18 protein-coding genes are annotated in these 16,739 nt (G+C 53.6%); 14 read left to right on the forward strand and 4 right to left on the reverse strand.

Features of this window, described 5'->3' with window-relative positions; translation table 11 throughout:
* Positions 1 to 61 precede the first annotated feature (61 nt).
* Together ACQG19_RS05060 and ACQG19_RS05065 are read left to right on the forward strand one after the other, a co-directional pair.
* Positions 62 to 2,836, forward strand: a complete 2,775-nt coding sequence (locus ACQG19_RS05060) for an autotransporter outer membrane beta-barrel domain-containing protein (RefSeq protein WP_246932702.1) — start codon at positions 62 to 64, stop codon at positions 2,834 to 2,836.
* An 87-nt stretch (positions 2,837 to 2,923) separates the two neighbouring features.
* Positions 2,924 to 3,547, forward strand: a complete 624-nt coding sequence (locus ACQG19_RS05065) for a helix-turn-helix domain-containing protein (RefSeq protein ID WP_100168803.1) — start codon at positions 2,924 to 2,926, stop codon at positions 3,545 to 3,547.
* Here ACQG19_RS05065 and ampH read toward each other — a convergent pair.
* Entirely contained in the window at positions 3,544 to 4,710 is a 1,167-nt protein-coding gene (gene ampH, locus ACQG19_RS05070) for a D-alanyl-D-alanine-carboxypeptidase/endopeptidase AmpH (RefSeq protein ID WP_222169008.1), read from the reverse strand. The genes ACQG19_RS05065 and ampH overlap by 4 nt on opposite strands.
* Before the next feature lie 204 nt (positions 4,711 to 4,914).
* Between ampH and ACQG19_RS05075 the strand changes: the two genes are divergently transcribed.
* The 3 genes from ACQG19_RS05075 to ACQG19_RS05085 all read left to right on the forward strand — a co-directional run bounded on the left by ACQG19_RS05075 (position 4,915) and on the right by ACQG19_RS05085 (position 7,896).
* Positions 4,915 to 5,448, forward strand: a complete 534-nt coding sequence (locus ACQG19_RS05075; RefSeq protein WP_222169009.1) for an isochorismatase family protein — start codon at positions 4,915 to 4,917, stop codon at positions 5,446 to 5,448.
* A 115-nt stretch (positions 5,449 to 5,563) separates the two neighbouring features.
* The gene (gene sbmA, locus ACQG19_RS05080; protein WP_013095803.1) at positions 5,564 to 6,784 is read left to right on the forward strand and encodes a peptide antibiotic transporter SbmA; all 1,221 of its coding nucleotides are present in this window, start codon (positions 5,564 to 5,566) and stop codon (positions 6,782 to 6,784) included.
* A 14-nt stretch (positions 6,785 to 6,798) separates the two neighbouring features.
* Entirely contained in the window at positions 6,799 to 7,896 is a 1,098-nt protein-coding gene (locus ACQG19_RS05085) for a DUF1615 domain-containing protein (RefSeq protein ID WP_045292978.1), read from the forward strand.
* Here ACQG19_RS05085 and ACQG19_RS05090 read toward each other — a convergent pair.
* Positions 7,893 to 8,195: a DUF2755 family protein gene (locus ACQG19_RS05090; protein ID WP_013095805.1), complete on the reverse strand. Its 303-nt coding sequence runs from the start codon at positions 8,193 to 8,195 to the stop codon at positions 7,893 to 7,895. The two genes, ACQG19_RS05085 and ACQG19_RS05090, sit on opposite strands and share 4 nt — an antisense overlap.
* 247 nt (positions 8,196 to 8,442) lie before the next feature.
* On the opposite strand from ACQG19_RS05090, the gene ACQG19_RS05095 reads away from it, so the two are divergent.
* On the forward strand, positions 8,443 to 8,679 hold the full coding sequence (locus ACQG19_RS05095; RefSeq protein WP_013095806.1) for a DUF2754 domain-containing protein: 237 nt from the start codon (positions 8,443 to 8,445) through the stop codon (positions 8,677 to 8,679).
* Here the strand turns inward: ACQG19_RS05095 and ddlA are convergent.
* Complete coding sequence (gene ddlA, locus ACQG19_RS05100) at positions 8,676 to 9,776, reverse strand: D-alanine--D-alanine ligase (RefSeq protein WP_057071139.1); 1,101 nt, start codon at positions 9,774 to 9,776, stop codon at positions 8,676 to 8,678. The genes ACQG19_RS05095 and ddlA overlap by 4 nt on opposite strands.
* A 102-nt stretch (positions 9,777 to 9,878) precedes the next feature.
* On the opposite strand from ddlA, the gene ACQG19_RS05105 reads away from it, so the two are divergent.
* The 5 genes from ACQG19_RS05105 (at position 9,879) to adrA (ending at position 14,238) form a co-directional block, all read left to right on the forward strand.
* Positions 9,879 to 10,562, forward strand: coding sequence for an extensin family protein (locus ACQG19_RS05105; RefSeq protein ID WP_058682040.1), 684 nt, complete (start codon positions 9,879 to 9,881; stop codon positions 10,560 to 10,562).
* A gap of 169 nt (positions 10,563 to 10,731) precedes the next feature.
* Positions 10,732 to 11,946 carry a multidrug efflux MFS transporter gene (locus ACQG19_RS05110; protein WP_222169010.1) on the forward strand — a complete coding sequence of 405 codons (1,215 nt, stop codon included), beginning with the start codon at positions 10,732 to 10,734 and terminating at the stop codon, positions 11,944 to 11,946.
* A gap of 211 nt (positions 11,947 to 12,157) precedes the next feature.
* Entirely contained in the window at positions 12,158 to 12,418 is a 261-nt protein-coding gene (gene iraP, locus ACQG19_RS05115; RefSeq protein WP_013095810.1) for an anti-adapter protein IraP, read from the forward strand.
* A gap of 292 nt (positions 12,419 to 12,710) precedes the next feature.
* Complete coding sequence (psiF, locus tag ACQG19_RS05120; protein WP_013095812.1) at positions 12,711 to 13,031, forward strand: phosphate starvation-inducible protein PsiF; 321 nt, start codon at positions 12,711 to 12,713, stop codon at positions 13,029 to 13,031.
* A 103-nt stretch (positions 13,032 to 13,134) separates the two neighbouring features.
* Positions 13,135 to 14,238, forward strand: a complete 1,104-nt coding sequence (gene adrA / locus ACQG19_RS05125) for a diguanylate cyclase AdrA (RefSeq protein ID WP_045292970.1) — start codon at positions 13,135 to 13,137, stop codon at positions 14,236 to 14,238.
* 17 nt (positions 14,239 to 14,255) lie between these two features.
* Here adrA and proC read toward each other — a convergent pair whose 3' ends face one another.
* Positions 14,256 to 15,065 carry a pyrroline-5-carboxylate reductase gene (proC, locus tag ACQG19_RS05130; protein ID WP_013095814.1) on the reverse strand — a complete coding sequence of 270 codons (810 nt, stop codon included), beginning with the start codon at positions 15,063 to 15,065 and terminating at the stop codon, positions 14,256 to 14,258.
* A gap of 96 nt (positions 15,066 to 15,161) precedes the next feature.
* Here proC and ACQG19_RS05135 point away from each other — a divergent pair, with 96 nt between their 5' ends.
* The 3 genes from ACQG19_RS05135 (at position 15,162) to yaiA (ending at position 16,526) form a co-directional block, all read left to right on the forward strand.
* Positions 15,162 to 15,623, forward strand: coding sequence for a YaiI/YqxD family protein (locus ACQG19_RS05135; RefSeq protein ID WP_045292969.1), 462 nt, complete (start codon positions 15,162 to 15,164; stop codon positions 15,621 to 15,623).
* 142 nt (positions 15,624 to 15,765) lie between these two features.
* Positions 15,766 to 16,290 (forward strand): shikimate kinase AroL, encoded by a 525-nt coding sequence (aroL, locus tag ACQG19_RS05140; protein ID WP_023620969.1) that lies wholly within the window; start codon positions 15,766 to 15,768, stop codon positions 16,288 to 16,290.
* A gap of 44 nt (positions 16,291 to 16,334) precedes the next feature.
* Positions 16,335 to 16,526, forward strand: coding sequence for a protein YaiA (gene yaiA / locus ACQG19_RS05145; protein ID WP_023620970.1), 192 nt, complete (start codon positions 16,335 to 16,337; stop codon positions 16,524 to 16,526).
* Positions 16,527 to 16,739 lie beyond the last annotated feature (213 nt).

The following is a 16,739-nucleotide window of genomic DNA, read 5'->3' on the forward strand; positions in this document are numbered from 1 at the left end:
ACAATGTTGCCAAATGATTTGATGGACAAACTTGCTTACGTCCCTGAGGAGGGATGACCCAATGCAAACATGGAAAAAGAAACTGGTTGTATCACAACTTGCATTAGCCTGCACCCTGGCTATCGCTTCTCAGGCCAATGCGAAAGATATTTCTGGTGCCACATATAATACCTTCGGATATGATAATTCAGCATCAACACCCTGGTATTATGGCTACGCTGACTGGGATTACTCGGATGCCACCCACGACGGTGATATTTATCCGGTGATTAATAAGTCAACGGTGAACGGTGTTATTTCGACGTACTACCTTGACGATGGTGTCAATGGAAGAGCGAATGCGCTGAGCATTTCTAACAGCACCATTAATGGCATGATCACCTCAAAGTGCATGACCACCACGTGTGCTGATGGGGTTGATACGGACGGCACGACCCATACGCAGTACGATCGTTTTAGCCTGACAGTAGATCACTCCACCATTAACGATACCTATGAGCATTATGCGTATGATGTTCTGAATGGTGACAACACTGAAACCCACTATCTGGATACCTATGGACTGGGTAATGCGATTACGCTGGATGTGGAATCGGATATTGTTATCCAGAACAACTCCCACGTTGCAGGTATTACGCTGACTCAGGGTTACCATGAGCTGGACAATACCCCGTATGACGGCGTTGAAGGCGTTGCGGATAGCAGTAATGTCTTTACTAACACCCTGGTGGTCAAAGACTCTGTTCTGACCTCTGGCGCATACAGCGATCTGGGTACCAGCGGGTTCTATGGTCAAACCGCGAAGCCGAGCGACTACGGTGAAACCAACGCGACCGGCGCAGATGACGCGGCACTGATCGTCGCGGCCAGCGCGTCTGACAACGCCATGCAAACCACCGCCACCTTCGATCACTCTACCGTTACCGGCGATATCCTGTTCTCCAGCACCTTCGACAATAACTTCTACGAGAATGGCGACCCGGCAACCGATACCACCGAAGACGGTGTGTATAACCCAACCACCAACGGCTGGGATGGTACCGATAAGCTGGATGTCACACTGACCAACGGCAGCAAATGGGTTGGCGCAGCACAATCCAGCGTTGAAGCGATCGGCACCGCGCAGATGTATGGTGAGGGTTACAGCAGCGTTGACTGGAGAACCTTGTCGCCAAACAGCATCTGGCCTGATTCCACCTACGACACCAACGGTCACGTTGCAGGTGAAGAGGTCTACCAGAGCGGTCTGTTCAACGTCACCCTGAACAACGGTTCAGAGTGGGATACCCGCAAACTGTCTAATATCGACACGCTGGCAGTGAATAACCAGTCGCAGGTTTATGTTGAAAACTCTGGCCTGCTGGCGGATTCCATCACCCTGACCAACGCCTCTACCCTGAATATTGGCGACAGCGGTGCAGTGGCGACAGACAGCCTGTATCTGGACAGCTATAGCCGTGCCGCGCTGACGGAAGAAACGGCTGAACTGTATGCCAACACCATCACCGTCGACAACGGTGCGGAACTGGCACTGGGCCTGGGTCAGGTGGACACGCACAACATGGTGCTGACCGATGGCGGTGTGCTGAACGTTGCCAGCCGTGACTACGTGCTGAACAGCGATCTGAACAACGCCCGCTTTATCACCAACGACAAGAGCAAAGCAGATTACGACTATGGCGTCGTGGCGCTTAACTCAGACGGTCATCTGGCGGTGAACGGTGATGTGGCAGGTAACTACACCGTGCGTATCGATGATGCAACCGGCGCCGGTTCTGTTGCTGATTATAAAAACAAAGAGATCATCCGCGTTTATGACAATAACGCAGACACTGCGGCCCGCTTTACGGCAGCAAACAAAGCCGATTTAGGTGCCTATACCTACCAGGCGCAGCAGAAGGGTGACACGGTTGTTCTGCAGCAGAAAGCGCTGACTGACTACGCCAATATGGCGCTGAGCATTCCGTCAGCGAATACCAATATCTGGGATCTGCAGCAGGATACCGTTGGAACCCGTCTGACTAACAGCCGTCACGGTCTGGCCGATAACGGCGGGGCGTGGGTGAGCTACTTCGGCGGCAACTTTGACGCTGACAATGGTGTTATCAGCTACGATCAGGACGTAAGCGGGATTATGGTTGGTCTGGATACGCAGATTGACGGTAACAACGCGAAGTGGATCGTGGGTGGCGCGGCAGGTTTCGCGAAGGGGGATATCAGCGATCGTACCGGTCAGGTTGATCAGGATAGCCAGACGGCGATGATCTATGCCTCTGCGAAGTTTGCCAACGATGTCTTCCTCGACAGCTCCCTGAGCTACACCCGCTTCAATAACGATCTCTCCGCGACCATGAGTAACGGTCAGTACGTGGACGGTAATACCACGACAGATGCGGTTGGTTTCGGTATGAAACTTGGTTATGACTGGAAACCAAACCTGTCCGGCTACGTCACGCCTTATGCGGCAGTGTCTGGGCTGTTCCAGTCGGGTGACGACTACCGCTTGAGCAACGACATGCGAATTGATGGCCAGTCTTACGACAGCCTGCGCTATGAACTCGGTGTCGATGCAGGGTATACCTTCAACTACGGCGGCGATCAGGCTCTGACGCCATACGTCAAACTGGCATATGTGTATGACGATGCTGATAACAATGCGAACGTGAATGGCGACAGCATTGATAACGGCGTTGAAGGCTCTGCGGTGCGTGTGGGCCTGGGCACACAGTTCAGCTTCACCAAAAACTTCAGTGCGTACACGGATGCCACTTACCTGGGCGGCGGTGACGTTGACCAGAACTGGGGCGCCAATTTGGGTGTTAAATATACCTGGTAAAGTATAAAAGCGGGGGAATATATCCCCCGCTTTGTCATCTAAAAAAAATAATATTGAACCGACAAATACGGATGTCCAGAGGTCTGCATGAAAGTTAATGCGAAACCACTTTCTGAATTAAGCCGGCTCGAACAGTGTTTGAAAGTAGCCAGTACCCCATTTAAATCTGCTCCCCAGCAGGTTATTTCAAATGATGATAATGATGAACCCAGCACCTTTGTATTACAGACCGGCGTAATTGAAATCTATCGCCGTTCAGACGAGTTGCTGATTGGCATTGCTACTGCGCCCTTTATTCTGGGGCTGACTGCAGGCATGCTTGATTACAGCAAGGAATATCGGGTCGTTGCCAAAAATCCGTGCACAGGCTTTTATTTACCTGCTTCGACCTCTCTGCAGCTTATTCAGCAAAGTTCTCTCTGGAAAGAAGCTTTCTGCTGGCTGTCCTGGATTAAATCCATTCTGGAAAAGCGGGACAGGCAACTGGTAGGAAATAACTCCTATCACCAAATCCGCGCCATGCTGCTGAATATGGCCGAATGGGATGAAACCCTGCGCTCAAAAATTGGTGTGATGAATCATATTCAACAAAGCACGCGCATTTCGCGTTCGGTTGTGGCAGAGGTGCTCGCTGCGCTTCGACAGGGTAACTACATCAATATGAGCCGGGGCAAACTGGTTAGCATCAACCGTTTGCCCACGGAATATTAAGGCTGGACGGAGGCGGTAAGCACCTGGGCTTTATTGGCGCTGAGCTCAGCCACTAAGTTATTGATGCCATCGCTCATATTGACGAAACGGGTATTTGGCGAGCGGGTGACCACCACAAAAGCGCCCACGTTGGACTGGGGGATCATTGCCATATAGGTAATGAATCCTCCACCACCCCCCGTTTTCTGAATAATGCCCGGACGGCCATTTTTAGGTGCCATATATACCCAGCCCAGACCGAGGGCGTCGGCTTTGCCCGGCACGTCCATACCGATCACGCGGTGCAACTGGCTGCGCTGGTAAATCAGCGTCTGCATTCGGTCGGCCTGATGGCTACGTGAGTAGAAGTCTGATGAGAGGAACTGCTGCATCCAGCGCATCATGTCGCCAGGGGTGGAATAAACCCCGCCGCTGCCGATGGCTGCCAGCGTGTTGTTACACGGGCTGGCACCTTTTTCGGCGACCATCAGACGGCGGCACTGATCCGGTGATGGGGTGAAGGTGGTGTCCTTCATGCCCAGCGGGCGCGTGATCTGCTCTTCAAACAGCTGCGTATACGGTTTGCCCGCTGCCGTCGACAGCGCATCGGCCAGCAGGTCAAACGCCAGGTTGGAGTAAGAGGCCTGAGAACCGGGCGCGGACTTCAACGTGGCTTTGCTCAGGTAGTTCCAGCGCTGTTCACGCGTTGGCCAGACAAAAACGTCGCGATGCGCCGCACCCCCTGGCTGCTCGCGAGGCAGGGCGCTGGTATGCGTTGCCAGGTTGACCAGCCTTATCGGCGTTCCCTGATACGTCGGGACACGTGCGCCCGGCGGAGCATACTTGCTGAGCGGATCGTCGAGTTTCACCACGCCCTGGTCCAGCAATTTCACCAGCATTTCGCTGGTCATCAGCTTGGTCAGGGACGCGATGCGGATGACGGAATCCAGCTGCGGATGAACATTATTACCGGGACGCGTTTCACCGAAACTGCGAAACACGCGCTGATTACCGTCGATGACGACCATCGCCATTCCCGTCGCGCCGCTGCCGTAATAAATCAGGTTCGCGTAGCGATCGGCAATATCTGATGCCAGAACGGGCGCCGTCAGCGGTTGGGCTGCCTGGGCGGTTGAGAAGCTCACCGCACACAGCACGGCGAAAAAGAGCAGACAACGTTTCAACGAAAAGCATCCATAGTGTGAATGAGGAAAGTAATGGGTATTTATACTACTAAACCGTACGGTGCAATGCCCCGAATTACATAACGATAACCAGAAAAACGTAACTGCGAGTAAATCAGAAGAATTTACTTACCGTCAGTCTCCCATTTTGTGACATCGGCCTTATGATAGAGGGCTGTGTTACTCAATCTTGCGGAGAAGAGTATGTCCGGAAAGCGTGTGGTTATGGTTGTCGATATGCAGCAGGGGGTGTTCGAAACGCCTCGTCATCAGCGTGAAAAATGTGTTTCATTGATCAATCAGCTTACGCAGGCAGCCGATCGGGTGATTTTTATTCAGCATACCGAGCCCGGCGGTCTGGAAGAGGGCAGTGACGGGTTTACCTTGTTGCCTGAACTGCATCAGCCTGCTGATGCCCTCTACGTGACCAAGACGGCCTGCGATGCGTTCTATAACACCTCGCTTGAAACGCTGCTCCGCGAGCAGGGGATCCGGGAGTTTGTCATCTGCGGTTGTGCTACTGATTACTGTGTCGATGCCACGTTCAAGAATGGCGTCAGCCGGGGCTACCACATCACCGTGGCGGAGGATGCGCATACCACCGCGAATCGCCCGGCGGCCGAAGCTCGCATTCTGATTAACCACTACAACGACGTCTGGCGCAACTTCATTGCGCCCGCAAACCCGCCCGCGGTGAAACGCACCGAAACAATTCTTGAAAACTGGAAAACGAACTAATAATAAACCCTCGGGTCTGACCTTTTTGCCTGCGCCAGGCACCTGGCCCAGGCAAGATTTTCGTGTGGTGATGTGTTGAGCACAGCAACAGCCATAACAACAAGAAGGATGTATCATGTTTAAGTCTTTTTTCCCAAAGCCGGGGCCATTTTTCCTGTCGGCATTTATTTGGGCACTGATCGCTGTCATTTTCTGGCAGGCCGGCGGCGGAGCGTGGTTGACGCGCATCACGGGCGCGACGGGCGAGGTTCCCATTAGCGCGGCGCGTTTCTGGTCGCTGAGCTATCTGCTGTTTTATGCCTACTACATGGTCTGCGTAGGGCTTTTTGCCCTGTTCTGGTTTGTCTATTCGCCACATCGCTGGCAGTACTGGTCGATTCTGGGCACGTCGCTGATCATCTTTGTCACCTGGTTTCTGGTGGAAGTGGGGGTGGCGGTTAACGCCTGGTATGCCCCGTTCTACGATCTGATCCAGAGTGCGCTGAGTTCACCGCATAAGGTGACTATCAATCAGTTCTACCATGAAGTTGGCATCTTCCTCGGTATTGCCCTTATTGCGGTGGTGATTGGCGTCATGAACAATTTCTTTGTCAGCCACTACGTCTTCCGCTGGCGTACCGCGATGAACGAACATTATATGGCGCACTGGCAACACCTGCGTCATATCGAAGGCGCCGCACAGCGTGTGCAGGAAGACACCATGCGTTTCGCCTCGACCCTTGAAGACATGGGCGTGAGCTTTATCAATGCCATTATGACCCTGATTGCCTTCCTGCCGGTTCTGGTGACGCTCTCGGCGCACGTGCCGGACCTGCCGATTGTTGGTCATCTGCCGTATGGCCTGGTGATTGCCGCTATTGTCTGGTCATTAATGGGAACGGGGTTGCTGGCCGTGGTGGGGATCAAGCTGCCTGGGCTGGAGTTTAAAAATCAGCGCGTTGAAGCGGCGTATCGTAAAGAGCTGGTGTATGGTGAAGATGACGCCAACCGCGCCTCGCCGCCAACCGTACGTGAACTGTTTGGCGCCGTGCGTCGCAACTATTTCCGTCTTTACTTCCACTATATGTACTTCAACATTGCGCGCATTTTGTATCTGCAGGTGGATAACGTTTTCGGTTTGTTCCTGCTGTTCCCGTCCATTGTTGCGGGTACGATAACGCTGGGTCTGATGACACAGATCACCAACGTATTTGGTCAGGTTCGCGGGTCGTTCCAGTATCTGATTAGCTCCTGGACCACGCTGGTGGAACTGATGTCTATCTACAAACGTCTGCGCAGCTTTGAACGCGAGCTGGACGATCGTGATCTGCAGGAAGTCACCAATACATTTAGCTAAAACAGGGAATTGCTATGTCTTTTGCCGTACCGCGTACATTATCGCTCTCTTTACTCGCCGCACTCGTGCTGGCGGGGTGTGCCGAAAAAGGGGCCGCCCCGCTTAAAAAAGGTGAGAAACCTGTAGATGTGGCGAGCGTGGTGCGGCAAAAAATGCCCTCTACGGTGAAAGACCGCAATGCGTGGGCCGAGGCGTTAGCGAAGACCTTTGAAAGTCAGAAAATTGCCCCTACCGAGGAGAATATCTGCTCGGTGCTGGCAGTGGCGCAGCAGGAGTCGATGTACCAGTCAGATCCGGTGGTGCCGGGGCTGAACAAAATTGCCTGGAAAGAGATCGACCGTCGCGCGGAATCGATGCATATCCCGGTGTTCCTGGTGCATACCGCCCTTAAAATCACCTCGCCAAACGGCAAAAGCTACAGCGATCGGCTGGACACGGTGAAAACCGAGAAACAGCTGAGCGCCATTTTTGATGATTTCATCAACATGGTGCCGATGGGGCAGAAACTGTTCGGCTCGCTTAACCCGGTGCATACCGGCGGCCCGATGCAGGTCAGCATTGCGTTTGCCGAGCAGCATACGGACGGTTATCCGTGGAAAATCGACGGGACGGTGCGCCAGGAAGTCTTCTCCCTGCGTGGCGGACTGTGGTTTGGCACGTACCATCTGCTGAACTATCCGGCGAGCTACAGCGAGCCGTTGTACCGCTTTGCTGACTTTAACGCGGGCTGGTATGCCAGCCGAAACGCGGCGTTTCAGAGTGCAGTCAGCCGTGCCAGCGGGGTGAAACTGGCGCTGGACGGCGATCTCATCGCCTACGGCAGCAGCAAGGCGGGGACAACGGAACTGGCGGTGCGCAAACTGTCAGCAACGCTTGGCATGAGCGATAGCGACATTCGCCGTCAGCTGGAGAAAGGGGATAGCCTGGCGTTCGAGAAGACGGATCTCTACAACAAGGTTTTCGCGCTGGCCGAGAAGAAGAGTGGAAAAGCGTTACCGCGGGCAATCCTGCCGGGTATTCAACTGGAAAGCCCGAAAATCACGCGTAACCTGACAACGGCATGGTTCGCCAAACGCGTCGACGATCGTCGGGCTCGTTGTATGGGACGTTAATGGCGACGACGCAGGCGTACGACTAACGCGACAACACCAAGAATCAGACAACCCGCGAGGAAGGGGACAAGGCCAAACAAGGTGCTCACACCCAAACCAATCTCAACCCGTGGGCGTCCGTTATCCTGCACCTGCATCAGATGTTCATAGACGCCAGGCGCGTGAACCAGCATGTTGAGAAGCTGAGAGCCTGCCCAGAAGCAGAACAGGACAAACAGGGCATACGCAATATTACCCGCAGTGGAGGTTTTTGGTGGTGTGCCGCCAAAAATCGGTTTCGACAATGTAAAGTCAGCCATAAAGACCTCCGGAAATATCACTCTGTTAATACGCTTCGCACACGGTGAGTTTGACAGGTCATAGCATTTGTCAATATCAGAATCGTGGTAATTTCCCCTGCGGAATTCTCCTGGATTGTCGATTTCTGCAGCACATCACAAATTCATTACTTAACTGAAATTGCGTCGTGTTTCAGATTTTCCGCATCTGCCACAGACCCGATCGTAAAACTGTGAGAGGATGTCTTTTTTTCCTGCCGGAGTTGTTATGAAGCTCACGTCCAAACTACGCCGTGACTGGCACTACTACGCCTTTGCTATCGGGCTGATCTTTATTCTTAACGGTGTCGTGGGGCTGCTGGGGTTTGAAGCCAAAGGATGGCAAACCTATGCTGTCGGACTGGTGACCTGGGTGATCAGTTTCTGGCTGGCTGGGTTAATTATCCGCCGTCGTCCGGAAGAGACGACAGCGGATGAGGCGGAGACGGTGAAAAGAACCGATTAACCGTTTACTGAACTTTTGAGTGCGCTGTCAGCGGCGTGACGCTCCAGCGCCAGTTCGATCAGACGGGTGATCAGCTCAGAGTAACCCAGACCGCTGGCCTGCCACAGTTTTGGATACATGCTGATGTTGGTAAAGCCCGGCAGAGTGTTGATTTCATTAATCACCACCTCATTATCTGGCGTCAGGAACACATCCACACGCGCCATGCCGCAGCAGCCAAGAGCCTGATAGGCGTTGATGGCGATCGCCCGGATCTTATCGTTGATGGCCGGATCGATATTTGCCGGCACGACGACCTGAGCGCCTTTATCATCAATGTATTTGGTGTCGTAAGAGTAGAAATCGCTGTTTAACACCACTTCACCGCAGGTGCTTGCCTGTGGGAAATCATTGCCCAGCACCGCGCACTCAATTTCACGGCCTTTGATACCCTGCTCAACCACGACTTTGTGGTCAAACTCAAAAGCCAGACGAACGGCTTCGGTGAACTGCGCTTCGCTTGTCACTTTGCTGACGCCAACGGAGGAGCCCTGGTTCGCAGGCTTCACGAACAGCGGCAGACCCAACTGGGCGGAAATCTGGTTGAAGGTGTATTTATCGCGGTTGGCGCGGGTGAGTGTCACGAACGGGGCAACGTTCAGCCCGGCATCGCGCAGCAGGCGTTTGGTGACGTCTTTATCCATACAGGCGGCGGAGCCCAGCACATCGGAGCCGACAAACGGCAGGTTAGCCATGCGCAGCATACCCTGCAGCGAACCATCTTCACCCAGCGTGCCGTGGACGATTGGGAACACGACGTCAATCTGAGCAAGAGCCTGCGCATTACCGGCGTCGATAAGTTGCCCCTTCACTACGCCAGGGACGGTGGCGACGCTGATTTCAGAAGGATTAAGGGCGATATGTGCCGGATCGTTGGCGTTTAACAGATACTGGCTCGCATCGTTCACATGCCACTGGCCCTGTTTATCGATGCCCAGCAGCACTACGTCGAAACGGTTTTTATCAATCGCATCGACAATATTTTTTGCCGACTGCAATGAAACCTCGTGCTCCGCTGATTTTCCCCCAAAGACAATACCTACGCGCTGCTTTGCCATCTTACTCTCTTCCAGTCTGACGAAAAGCCAATAACATACCACGATGCCCTGCGGGTTTCGCGACCTTCTGCCATAATGTTTTGGGAGTAAAGAGGGGGGAGTGTGAAAGGCAAAACGTTGCTGATCGTTTTCATTCTGGTGGCAGTCGCAACGGTGGGTTACCGCTGGTTGCCGTCTCACTACAACCCTTTTACGCCGCTCTCGCTTGACGACCCGCCAGGCCCAATCACTCAGTACAAACTGCGGCGCCTTACCCCCGAGGCGTGTGCCAGCCTGTTATCGCAGGCCAATCAGAAGGCCCTTATTCGCACACAGCCTGTCGCCGACAGCGCCGGAGCATGCCCCCTTCACAACGTGGTGCGCGTGCGTGACTTCGGACCGGTCAGCCTGAACAGCAGCTTTCTTGCCAGCTGCCCGCTGGCGCTGAGTTCTGCACTGTTTGTCAGCCAGCAGGCCCGGCCACTCACCAGAACCTGGACCGGAAGCGAGCTGGTGCGCATTGAGCACCTGGGCAGCTACGCCTGTCGCAATATTTACCACCGCCCTGATGCAAGACGCAGCGAACATGCCACGGCAGAGGCGCTGGATATCAGCGCGTTTCGGCTGGCGAACGGTGAACGGGTCACCATTCTGCACGGCTGGAGATCGACCAAAACGCAGCCGTGGCTACAGGCGCTGCTGACGGCGAGCTGCGGCTACTACGGGAACGGCCTGGGGCCGGAGTATAACGCGGCGCACGCCAACCATTTCCATCTGGGAATGCGCGGCTTTGGACTCTGCCGCTAAAGCATAATCTTCCGCCAGAAATTGGATGGTTTGTGACATATTTCACAAATATGATGACTGGGAAGATAAAACACCAAAGTCAGCAAGGCCGCATCTCTGGCACGGCGTAGATGCCGGTAACTTGCTAATCTGTCGGCGCATTTGCCTAAAAATGAAGACTATTTCTTTTATGGAATCCTGGAAAGTTAACCTCATCTCGGTCTGGTTCGGGTGTTTCTTCACCGGGCTGGCCATCAGCCAGATTTTGCCCTTTCTGCCGCTGTACGTGTCGCAGCTGGGCGTGACCTCGCATGAAGCCCTCTCCATGTGGTCGGGGCTAACGTTCAGCGTGACGTTTCTGGTTTCCGCCATTGTGTCACCCATGTGGGGGAGCCTGGCGGATCGAAAAGGGCGCAAGCTGATGCTGCTGCGCGCTTCGCTGGGAATGGCAATAGCCATCCTGCTGCAGGCCTTTGCCACTAACGTCTGGCAGCTGTTTATCCTGCGGGCGATCATGGGGCTGACATCCGGCTATATTCCGAACGCCATGGCGTTGGTCGCTTCACAGGTGCCGCGTGAACGTAGCGGCTGGGCGTTGAGTACGCTCTCCACCGCACAGATCAGTGGCGTTATCGGCGGTCCGTTGTTAGGCGGCTTTCTGGCCGACCACGTAGGGTTGCGCGCCGTCTTCTTCATTACTGCTATCCTGCTGGTGATCAGTTTTCTGGTGACGCTGTTTCTGATCAAGGAGGGGGGACGTCCGGTGGTCAGTAAATCTGAACGCCTGAGCGGCAAAGCGGTCTTCGCCTCGCTGCCGTATCCCGGGCTGATGATAAGCCTGTTCGTAACCACCATGGTGATCCAGCTCTGTAACGGTTCGGTAGGCCCGATTCTGGCGCTGTTTATAAAATCGATGGAGCCAGACAGCAGCAATATTGCGTTTCTCAGCGGGATGATTGCTGCCGTGCCGGGCGTATCGGCGTTAATCTCTGCGCCGCGGCTGGGAAAACTGGGCGACAGGATCGGTACGGCGCGTATCCTGATGGCCACGCTGATTTTTGCCGTGGTGCTCTTTTTTGCGATGTCGTTCGTCACCTCACCGCTTCAGCTCGGCGTGCTGCGATTCCTGCTCGGCTTTGCCGATGGCGCCATGTTACCTGCGGTGCAGACCTTGCTGGTGAAATATTCAAATGACCAGGTGACAGGGCGTATTTTTGGCTATAACCAGTCATTTATGTATTTAGGTAATGTTGCCGGTCCGCTTATTGGCGCATCCGTTTCGGCGATGGCCGGTTTTCGTTGGGTATTTGCGGCCACGGCGATTGTGGTGTTGATCAATATTATCCAGCTGGCGATTGCGCTGAGACGCCGTCGCCAATTAGAGCAGGCGAGAGCAGCGCGTTAATTTTCTGACGGAATGTATTATATATTCTTATGGTTGCCGCATTTTTATATAACTAAATGCGGCTTTTTCTAAAGAGAAAAACGTTTCGCTGCTTGCCATTCATCTTTATTTTGGCAGCAGCATCACTTTTGCATAAGATAATACTTTTCTCCTCTTTGCATTATTCATTCTGAATGCTAAGTTCAGAAAAAACGCATAAGGAAATAGCACGATGAAAAATCTCATTGCTGAGTTGCTGGTCAAGCTTGCACAAAAGGAAGAAGAGTCAAAAGAACTGGTCGCCCAGGTCGAGGCGCTGGAAATTGTCGTTACGGCGTTGCTCCGACAAATGACACAACCGCAGCAACAGGCGTTAATCGATAATGTAGAAAGCGCGCTGGACAAGGCTCGCCCCGATTCGCTGGTCCCCGCTGAAGACGCGGAGATGCTTCAGCAATACGTAAAGAAGCTATTAAGGCATCCTCGCAGCTAGCCTGCTGAAAGAGAATGGCCTGTCATAGAATGGTCATGCAGGATGCCTGTCGTCGCTCTGTTTTTATTTTTGGCCTTCGCACTGGGAGAAAAGAATTTAAACAGAGCCTCTATTTCATCTCATGCCTCTCGCTATTAAATACCCTAACGCGTCAGGCGAAACCGGGTAATGAACAGCGTGCCGCGCCAGAGATGAAATAATCCATAAACCCGAAGAAAATCATTGTCGCAGGGTGGTTTTTTTCCCGCAACGAACCAGACTTAATGTGGAACTTCACATAAAGGATGGTGCAATGAAAACAACAATACTGGTTACCCTGTTTTCCGGCCTGTGCCTGATCGCCTCAGCGCATGCGGAAGAGAAAACCTTAACACCTCAACAGCAGCGTATGACAACCTGCAACCAACAGGCGACAGCAAAAGCGCTGAAAGGGGATGCCCGTAAGACATATATGAGCGATTGCCTCAAAAATGGTGCATCCAAACCAGATGAAAAAAGCCTGACGCCGCAGCAGCAAAAAATGCGTGAATGTAACGCTCAGGCCACGCAACAAATGCTGAAAGGCGACGATCGCAGCAAGTTTATGAGTGGTTGTCTGAAGAAACAGGCATAGTCCTATCGGGTGAGTCCTTACGGTGACTCACCCGAAATTTCATACTTTCTCCGCATCCCCCCTCTCTATAATTTGGGAAAATGTTTCAGAATATTCCCAAAATATGATGAACGACGAAAACTTTTACAATAAAGAGCGTATCGGGGAAGAGTGGCTTCAAAACCTTTCTCAGGATGACGCGCACCGTACCGGCATACGCTTTGCCCGGCGCGTCCGGCTGGGGCGGATTGTGGGTCTGGCGGCGATGTTTTTTCCTGTTGCCGGTGTGCTGGTCACGCATTTTCTGCCCGGCGGCTGGTGGTTATTACTGGTGAGCTGGGTTTTTATCTGGCCGCATCTTGCCTGGCAGTTCACCTGCCGTTCATCTCAACCTTGTCAATGTGAAATCTTCAATCTGAAGATCGACGCTATTTTTACCGGCATCTGGATTGGCCTGATGGGCGTGAACGCTCTGCCATCGGCTGCGCTGGTTATGATGATGGGCATGAATATGATGGGATCCGGCGGCTGTCGCCTGTTTCTCGCAGGCATTGCCATAACCACGTTATCCGCTGTCGTGACGCTGAAGCTAACCGGAAATGTTGTGGTGCTCTCTTCCGGAGCGCTGGAGTGGTGGCTGACGCTGCCGGTCTTGATGATCTACCCAATACTCTTTGCCTGGGTGAGCCATCAGACGGCCATTCGCCTGGCGGAAAATAAGCGAAGACTTGAGCTGATGAGTACCCGCGATGGCATGACGGGCGTTTATAACCGGCGCCACTGGGAAACGTTGCTGCGGATGGAGTATGAAAAGTGCCGACGGGATCATGGTCAGACCACGATCCTGCTTATCGATATCGATCACTTCAAGAGCATCAATGACACCTGGGGACATGATGTGGGCGATGAAGCGATCATTGCTATCACTCGTCAGCTGCAGATGACGCTGCGGGCCGGGGATCATATTGGCCGTTTCGGTGGCGATGAGTTCGCGATCATCATGTCCGGCACCCCGGCAGAAAGTGCAATTGCGGCGATGTCCCGCGTCCACGAGAGGCTGAAAAAACTGTCGTTACCCTGTGCCCCGAACGAACGGCTTCGCATCAGCGTGGGGGTTGCGCCATGGGGAACACAGTTTGCCCACTACCGCGAATGGTTAAAAGCGGCAGATATCGCGCTTTATAAAGCCAAAAATGCCGGACGCGGACGTACCGAGGTGGCCGCCTGACATCCGGCTTAGTTTGGTCAGGACTTACTCAGCTTCTCTGACTTTTCCATGCATTTCGCCATCGCTTCAATGACCGCCGCACGGAACCCGCGCTCTTCCAGCACCCGCACCGCTTCGATGGTGGTACCGCCAGGCGAGCAGACCATATCTTTCAGTTCCCCTGGATGCTTACCGGTTTCCAGCACCATTTTGGCTGAGCCCATCACCGCCTGTGCGGCAAATTTATAGGCCTGCGCACGTGGCATACCGCCAAGCACCGCAGCATCCGCCATCGCTTCCAGGAACATGAAGACATACGCAGGAGCAGAGCCACTCACGCCCACAACCGGATGGATCATCGACTCGGCAATCACTTCCGCTTCGCCGAAGCAGCGGAAAATGTTCAGCACATCGGCCACATCTTCCGTGGTCACCAGCGCGTTAGGGGTGATGGAGGTCATCCCGGCGTTGACCAGCGAAGGGGTATTGGGCATTGCGCGAACAATTTTACGGTCATGACCCAGTGCACGGGCCAGCTGATCGAGCGTCACGCCTGCGGCAATCGACACCACCAGCGTGTCTTTATTCAGGCTGGAGGTGATCTCGCTCAGGACTTTGATCATGATATTCGGTTTAACCGCCCCAAAGACGATATCGGCGACCTGGGCCACTTCCTGCGCGCTTTCGGCTGCGTTAATACCATACTCATCACGCAACGCCGCGACTTTATCCGGTGATGGTGTATAGACCCAAATCTGACCCGGCAGGACCTGCCCGCTGGCGATCAGGCCACCCAGGATGGCTTTGCCCATGTTACCGCAGCCAATAAACCCGATTTTCTTATCCATCACGTTTCTCCGTCGTTATGCGTTGTTTTCTCTGATTGATAGCTTAACAACGAAATGCAGGCGACAATAGTCGCCAGTATCAATAGGGGAGACATTATGGCGATTTGGGTTGATGCGGACGCATGTCCGAATGTAATTAAAGAGATTTTGTTCCGCGCTGCCGAGCGTGTTCAGATGCCGCTTACGCTGGTGGCAAACCAGAATATCCGCGTACCGCCTTCCCGATTCATTCGTGCGTTGCGGGTTCCTGCCGGTTTTGATGTGGCGGATAACGAGATCGTACGGCTGTGCAGCGCGGAAGATCTGGTGATCACGGCGGATATTCCTTTGGCCGCAGAGGTACTGGAAAAGGGCGCCGCAGCGCTGAACCCGCGCGGGGAGCGTTACTCACCAGCAACCATCCGGGAAAAACTGACCATGCGCGATTTCATGGATACGCTTCGCGCCAGCGGTGTGCAGACCGGCGGGCCAGACAGTTTATCTCAACGTGACCGCCAGCAGTTTGCCGCAGAGCTCGATAAGTGGCTGCTGGAAGTGAAACGTCGCCCTGCTAAATGATAATCATTGTCAATATGTGGTACAGTATGGCAGTGACAGGGTTGTCATTCCGTACCGCTTTGCAGTAAAGTAAACGCAACATCTTCTGCAATTATTTCTTTACACTCTTCAGCCATCCGGCATCAAGGGGAAACACCTGGTTATGACCCAACCCATCTTTTTAGTTGGCCCCCGCGGCTGTGGGAAAACCACCGTTGGCCTGGAGCTGGCGCGTACCTGTCAACGTCATTTTGTTGATACCGACCACTGGCTGCAGACGCAGGCCGGACAAACCATCGCGGATATCGTCGAAAAAGAAGGCTGGGAGAGCTTTCGCAGCCGTGAAACGGCCGCGCTGGAAGCGGTAACGGCTCCCGATGCGGTAATTGCCACAGGCGGCGGAATTATTCTGGCGGCATATAACCGCCGCTTTATGCGCGAAAAAGGGATTGTGATTTATCTCTGTGCGCCCGTGGCTGCGCTGGTGGGGCGTCTGGAAGCGTTTCCGGAAGAGGGGCAACGTCCTGCGCTGACCTCCAGACCGCTCAGCGAAGAGGTGAGCGAGGTGCTGGCGGAGCGCGATGCGTTATACCGCGAAGCGGCACATCACGTAGTGGATGCTTCCGCGTCGCCCGAAGAGGTTGTGATTCAGATTATTACCGCCCTGCGTTTGGCTTGTGCCAGCTAACCGCCGTCTATACTTATAGCTCTGACATAAAAAAAGGATGAGCTATGCCAACCAGACCTCCCTATCCGCGTGAAGCACGTATTGTTACCGTTGAAAAAGGCAATGGCGGCCAAACCGTGACCTGGTATCAACTGCGTGCCGATCACCCTAAACCCGACTCTCTCATCAGTGAACATGAGACTGAACAGGAAGCGCTGGATGCGAAACGGCGCTACGAAGATCCCGATAAGTCATAAATGTTTTCCTAAACGCTCCAATACCGTGCCTGAATCACACTTTTTACTCATCGCTAATGTTAAGCAGGAGTTAATATTTAGTTATTACAGGTAGCTCCGTTACCGGCAGGTGATCTTTACATTTCGGGATGGAGATCACCTGCTACGCTTGGTGCTGTTTTGTTGAAAAAACGAACTGTGCAGCGTAGTGAGCCTGTACCTGTGTATTAAGTT

The sequence above is a fragment of the Enterobacter cloacae complex sp. 277I4 genome, assembly GCF_050031465.1.
GTDB lineage: Bacteria > Pseudomonadota > Gammaproteobacteria > Enterobacterales > Enterobacteriaceae > Enterobacter > Enterobacter cloacae.

Bases quoted from the DNA above. Each gene is read 5' to 3' on its own strand.
- ACQG19_RS05095 (WP_013095806.1), top strand. From the start codon at position 8,443: ATGAAGCTCACGTCCAAACTACGCCGTGACTGGCACTACTACGCCTTT.
- ACQG19_RS05065 (WP_100168803.1), top strand. From the start codon at position 2,924: ATGAAAGTTAATGCGAAACCACTTTCTGAATTAAGCCGGCTCGAACAG.
- ACQG19_RS05075 (WP_222169009.1), top strand. From the start codon at position 4,915: ATGTCCGGAAAGCGTGTGGTTATGGTTGTCGATATGCAGCAGGGGGTG.
- proC (WP_013095814.1), bottom strand. From the start codon at position 15,065: ATGGATAAGAAAATCGGGTTTATTGGCTGCGGTAACATGGGCAAAGCC.
- adrA (WP_045292970.1), top strand. From the start codon at position 13,135: ATGATGAACGACGAAAACTTTTACAATAAAGAGCGTATCGGGGAAGAG.
- sbmA (WP_013095803.1), top strand. From the start codon at position 5,564: ATGTTTAAGTCTTTTTTCCCAAAGCCGGGGCCATTTTTCCTGTCGGCA.
- ACQG19_RS05085 (WP_045292978.1), top strand. From the start codon at position 6,799: ATGTCTTTTGCCGTACCGCGTACATTATCGCTCTCTTTACTCGCCGCA.
- yaiA (WP_023620970.1), top strand. From the start codon at position 16,335: ATGCCAACCAGACCTCCCTATCCGCGTGAAGCACGTATTGTTACCGTT.
- aroL (WP_023620969.1), top strand. From the start codon at position 15,766: ATGACCCAACCCATCTTTTTAGTTGGCCCCCGCGGCTGTGGGAAAACC.
- iraP (WP_013095810.1), top strand. From the start codon at position 12,158: ATGAAAAATCTCATTGCTGAGTTGCTGGTCAAGCTTGCACAAAAGGAA.
- ACQG19_RS05135 (WP_045292969.1), top strand. From the start codon at position 15,162: ATGGCGATTTGGGTTGATGCGGACGCATGTCCGAATGTAATTAAAGAG.
- psiF (WP_013095812.1), top strand. From the start codon at position 12,711: ATGAAAACAACAATACTGGTTACCCTGTTTTCCGGCCTGTGCCTGATC.
- ACQG19_RS05110 (WP_222169010.1), top strand. From the start codon at position 10,732: ATGGAATCCTGGAAAGTTAACCTCATCTCGGTCTGGTTCGGGTGTTTC.
- ACQG19_RS05060 (WP_246932702.1), top strand. From the start codon at position 62: ATGCAAACATGGAAAAAGAAACTGGTTGTATCACAACTTGCATTAGCC.
- ACQG19_RS05090 (WP_013095805.1), bottom strand. From the start codon at position 8,195: ATGGCTGACTTTACATTGTCGAAACCGATTTTTGGCGGCACACCACCA.
- ddlA (WP_057071139.1), bottom strand. From the start codon at position 9,776: ATGGCAAAGCAGCGCGTAGGTATTGTCTTTGGGGGAAAATCAGCGGAG.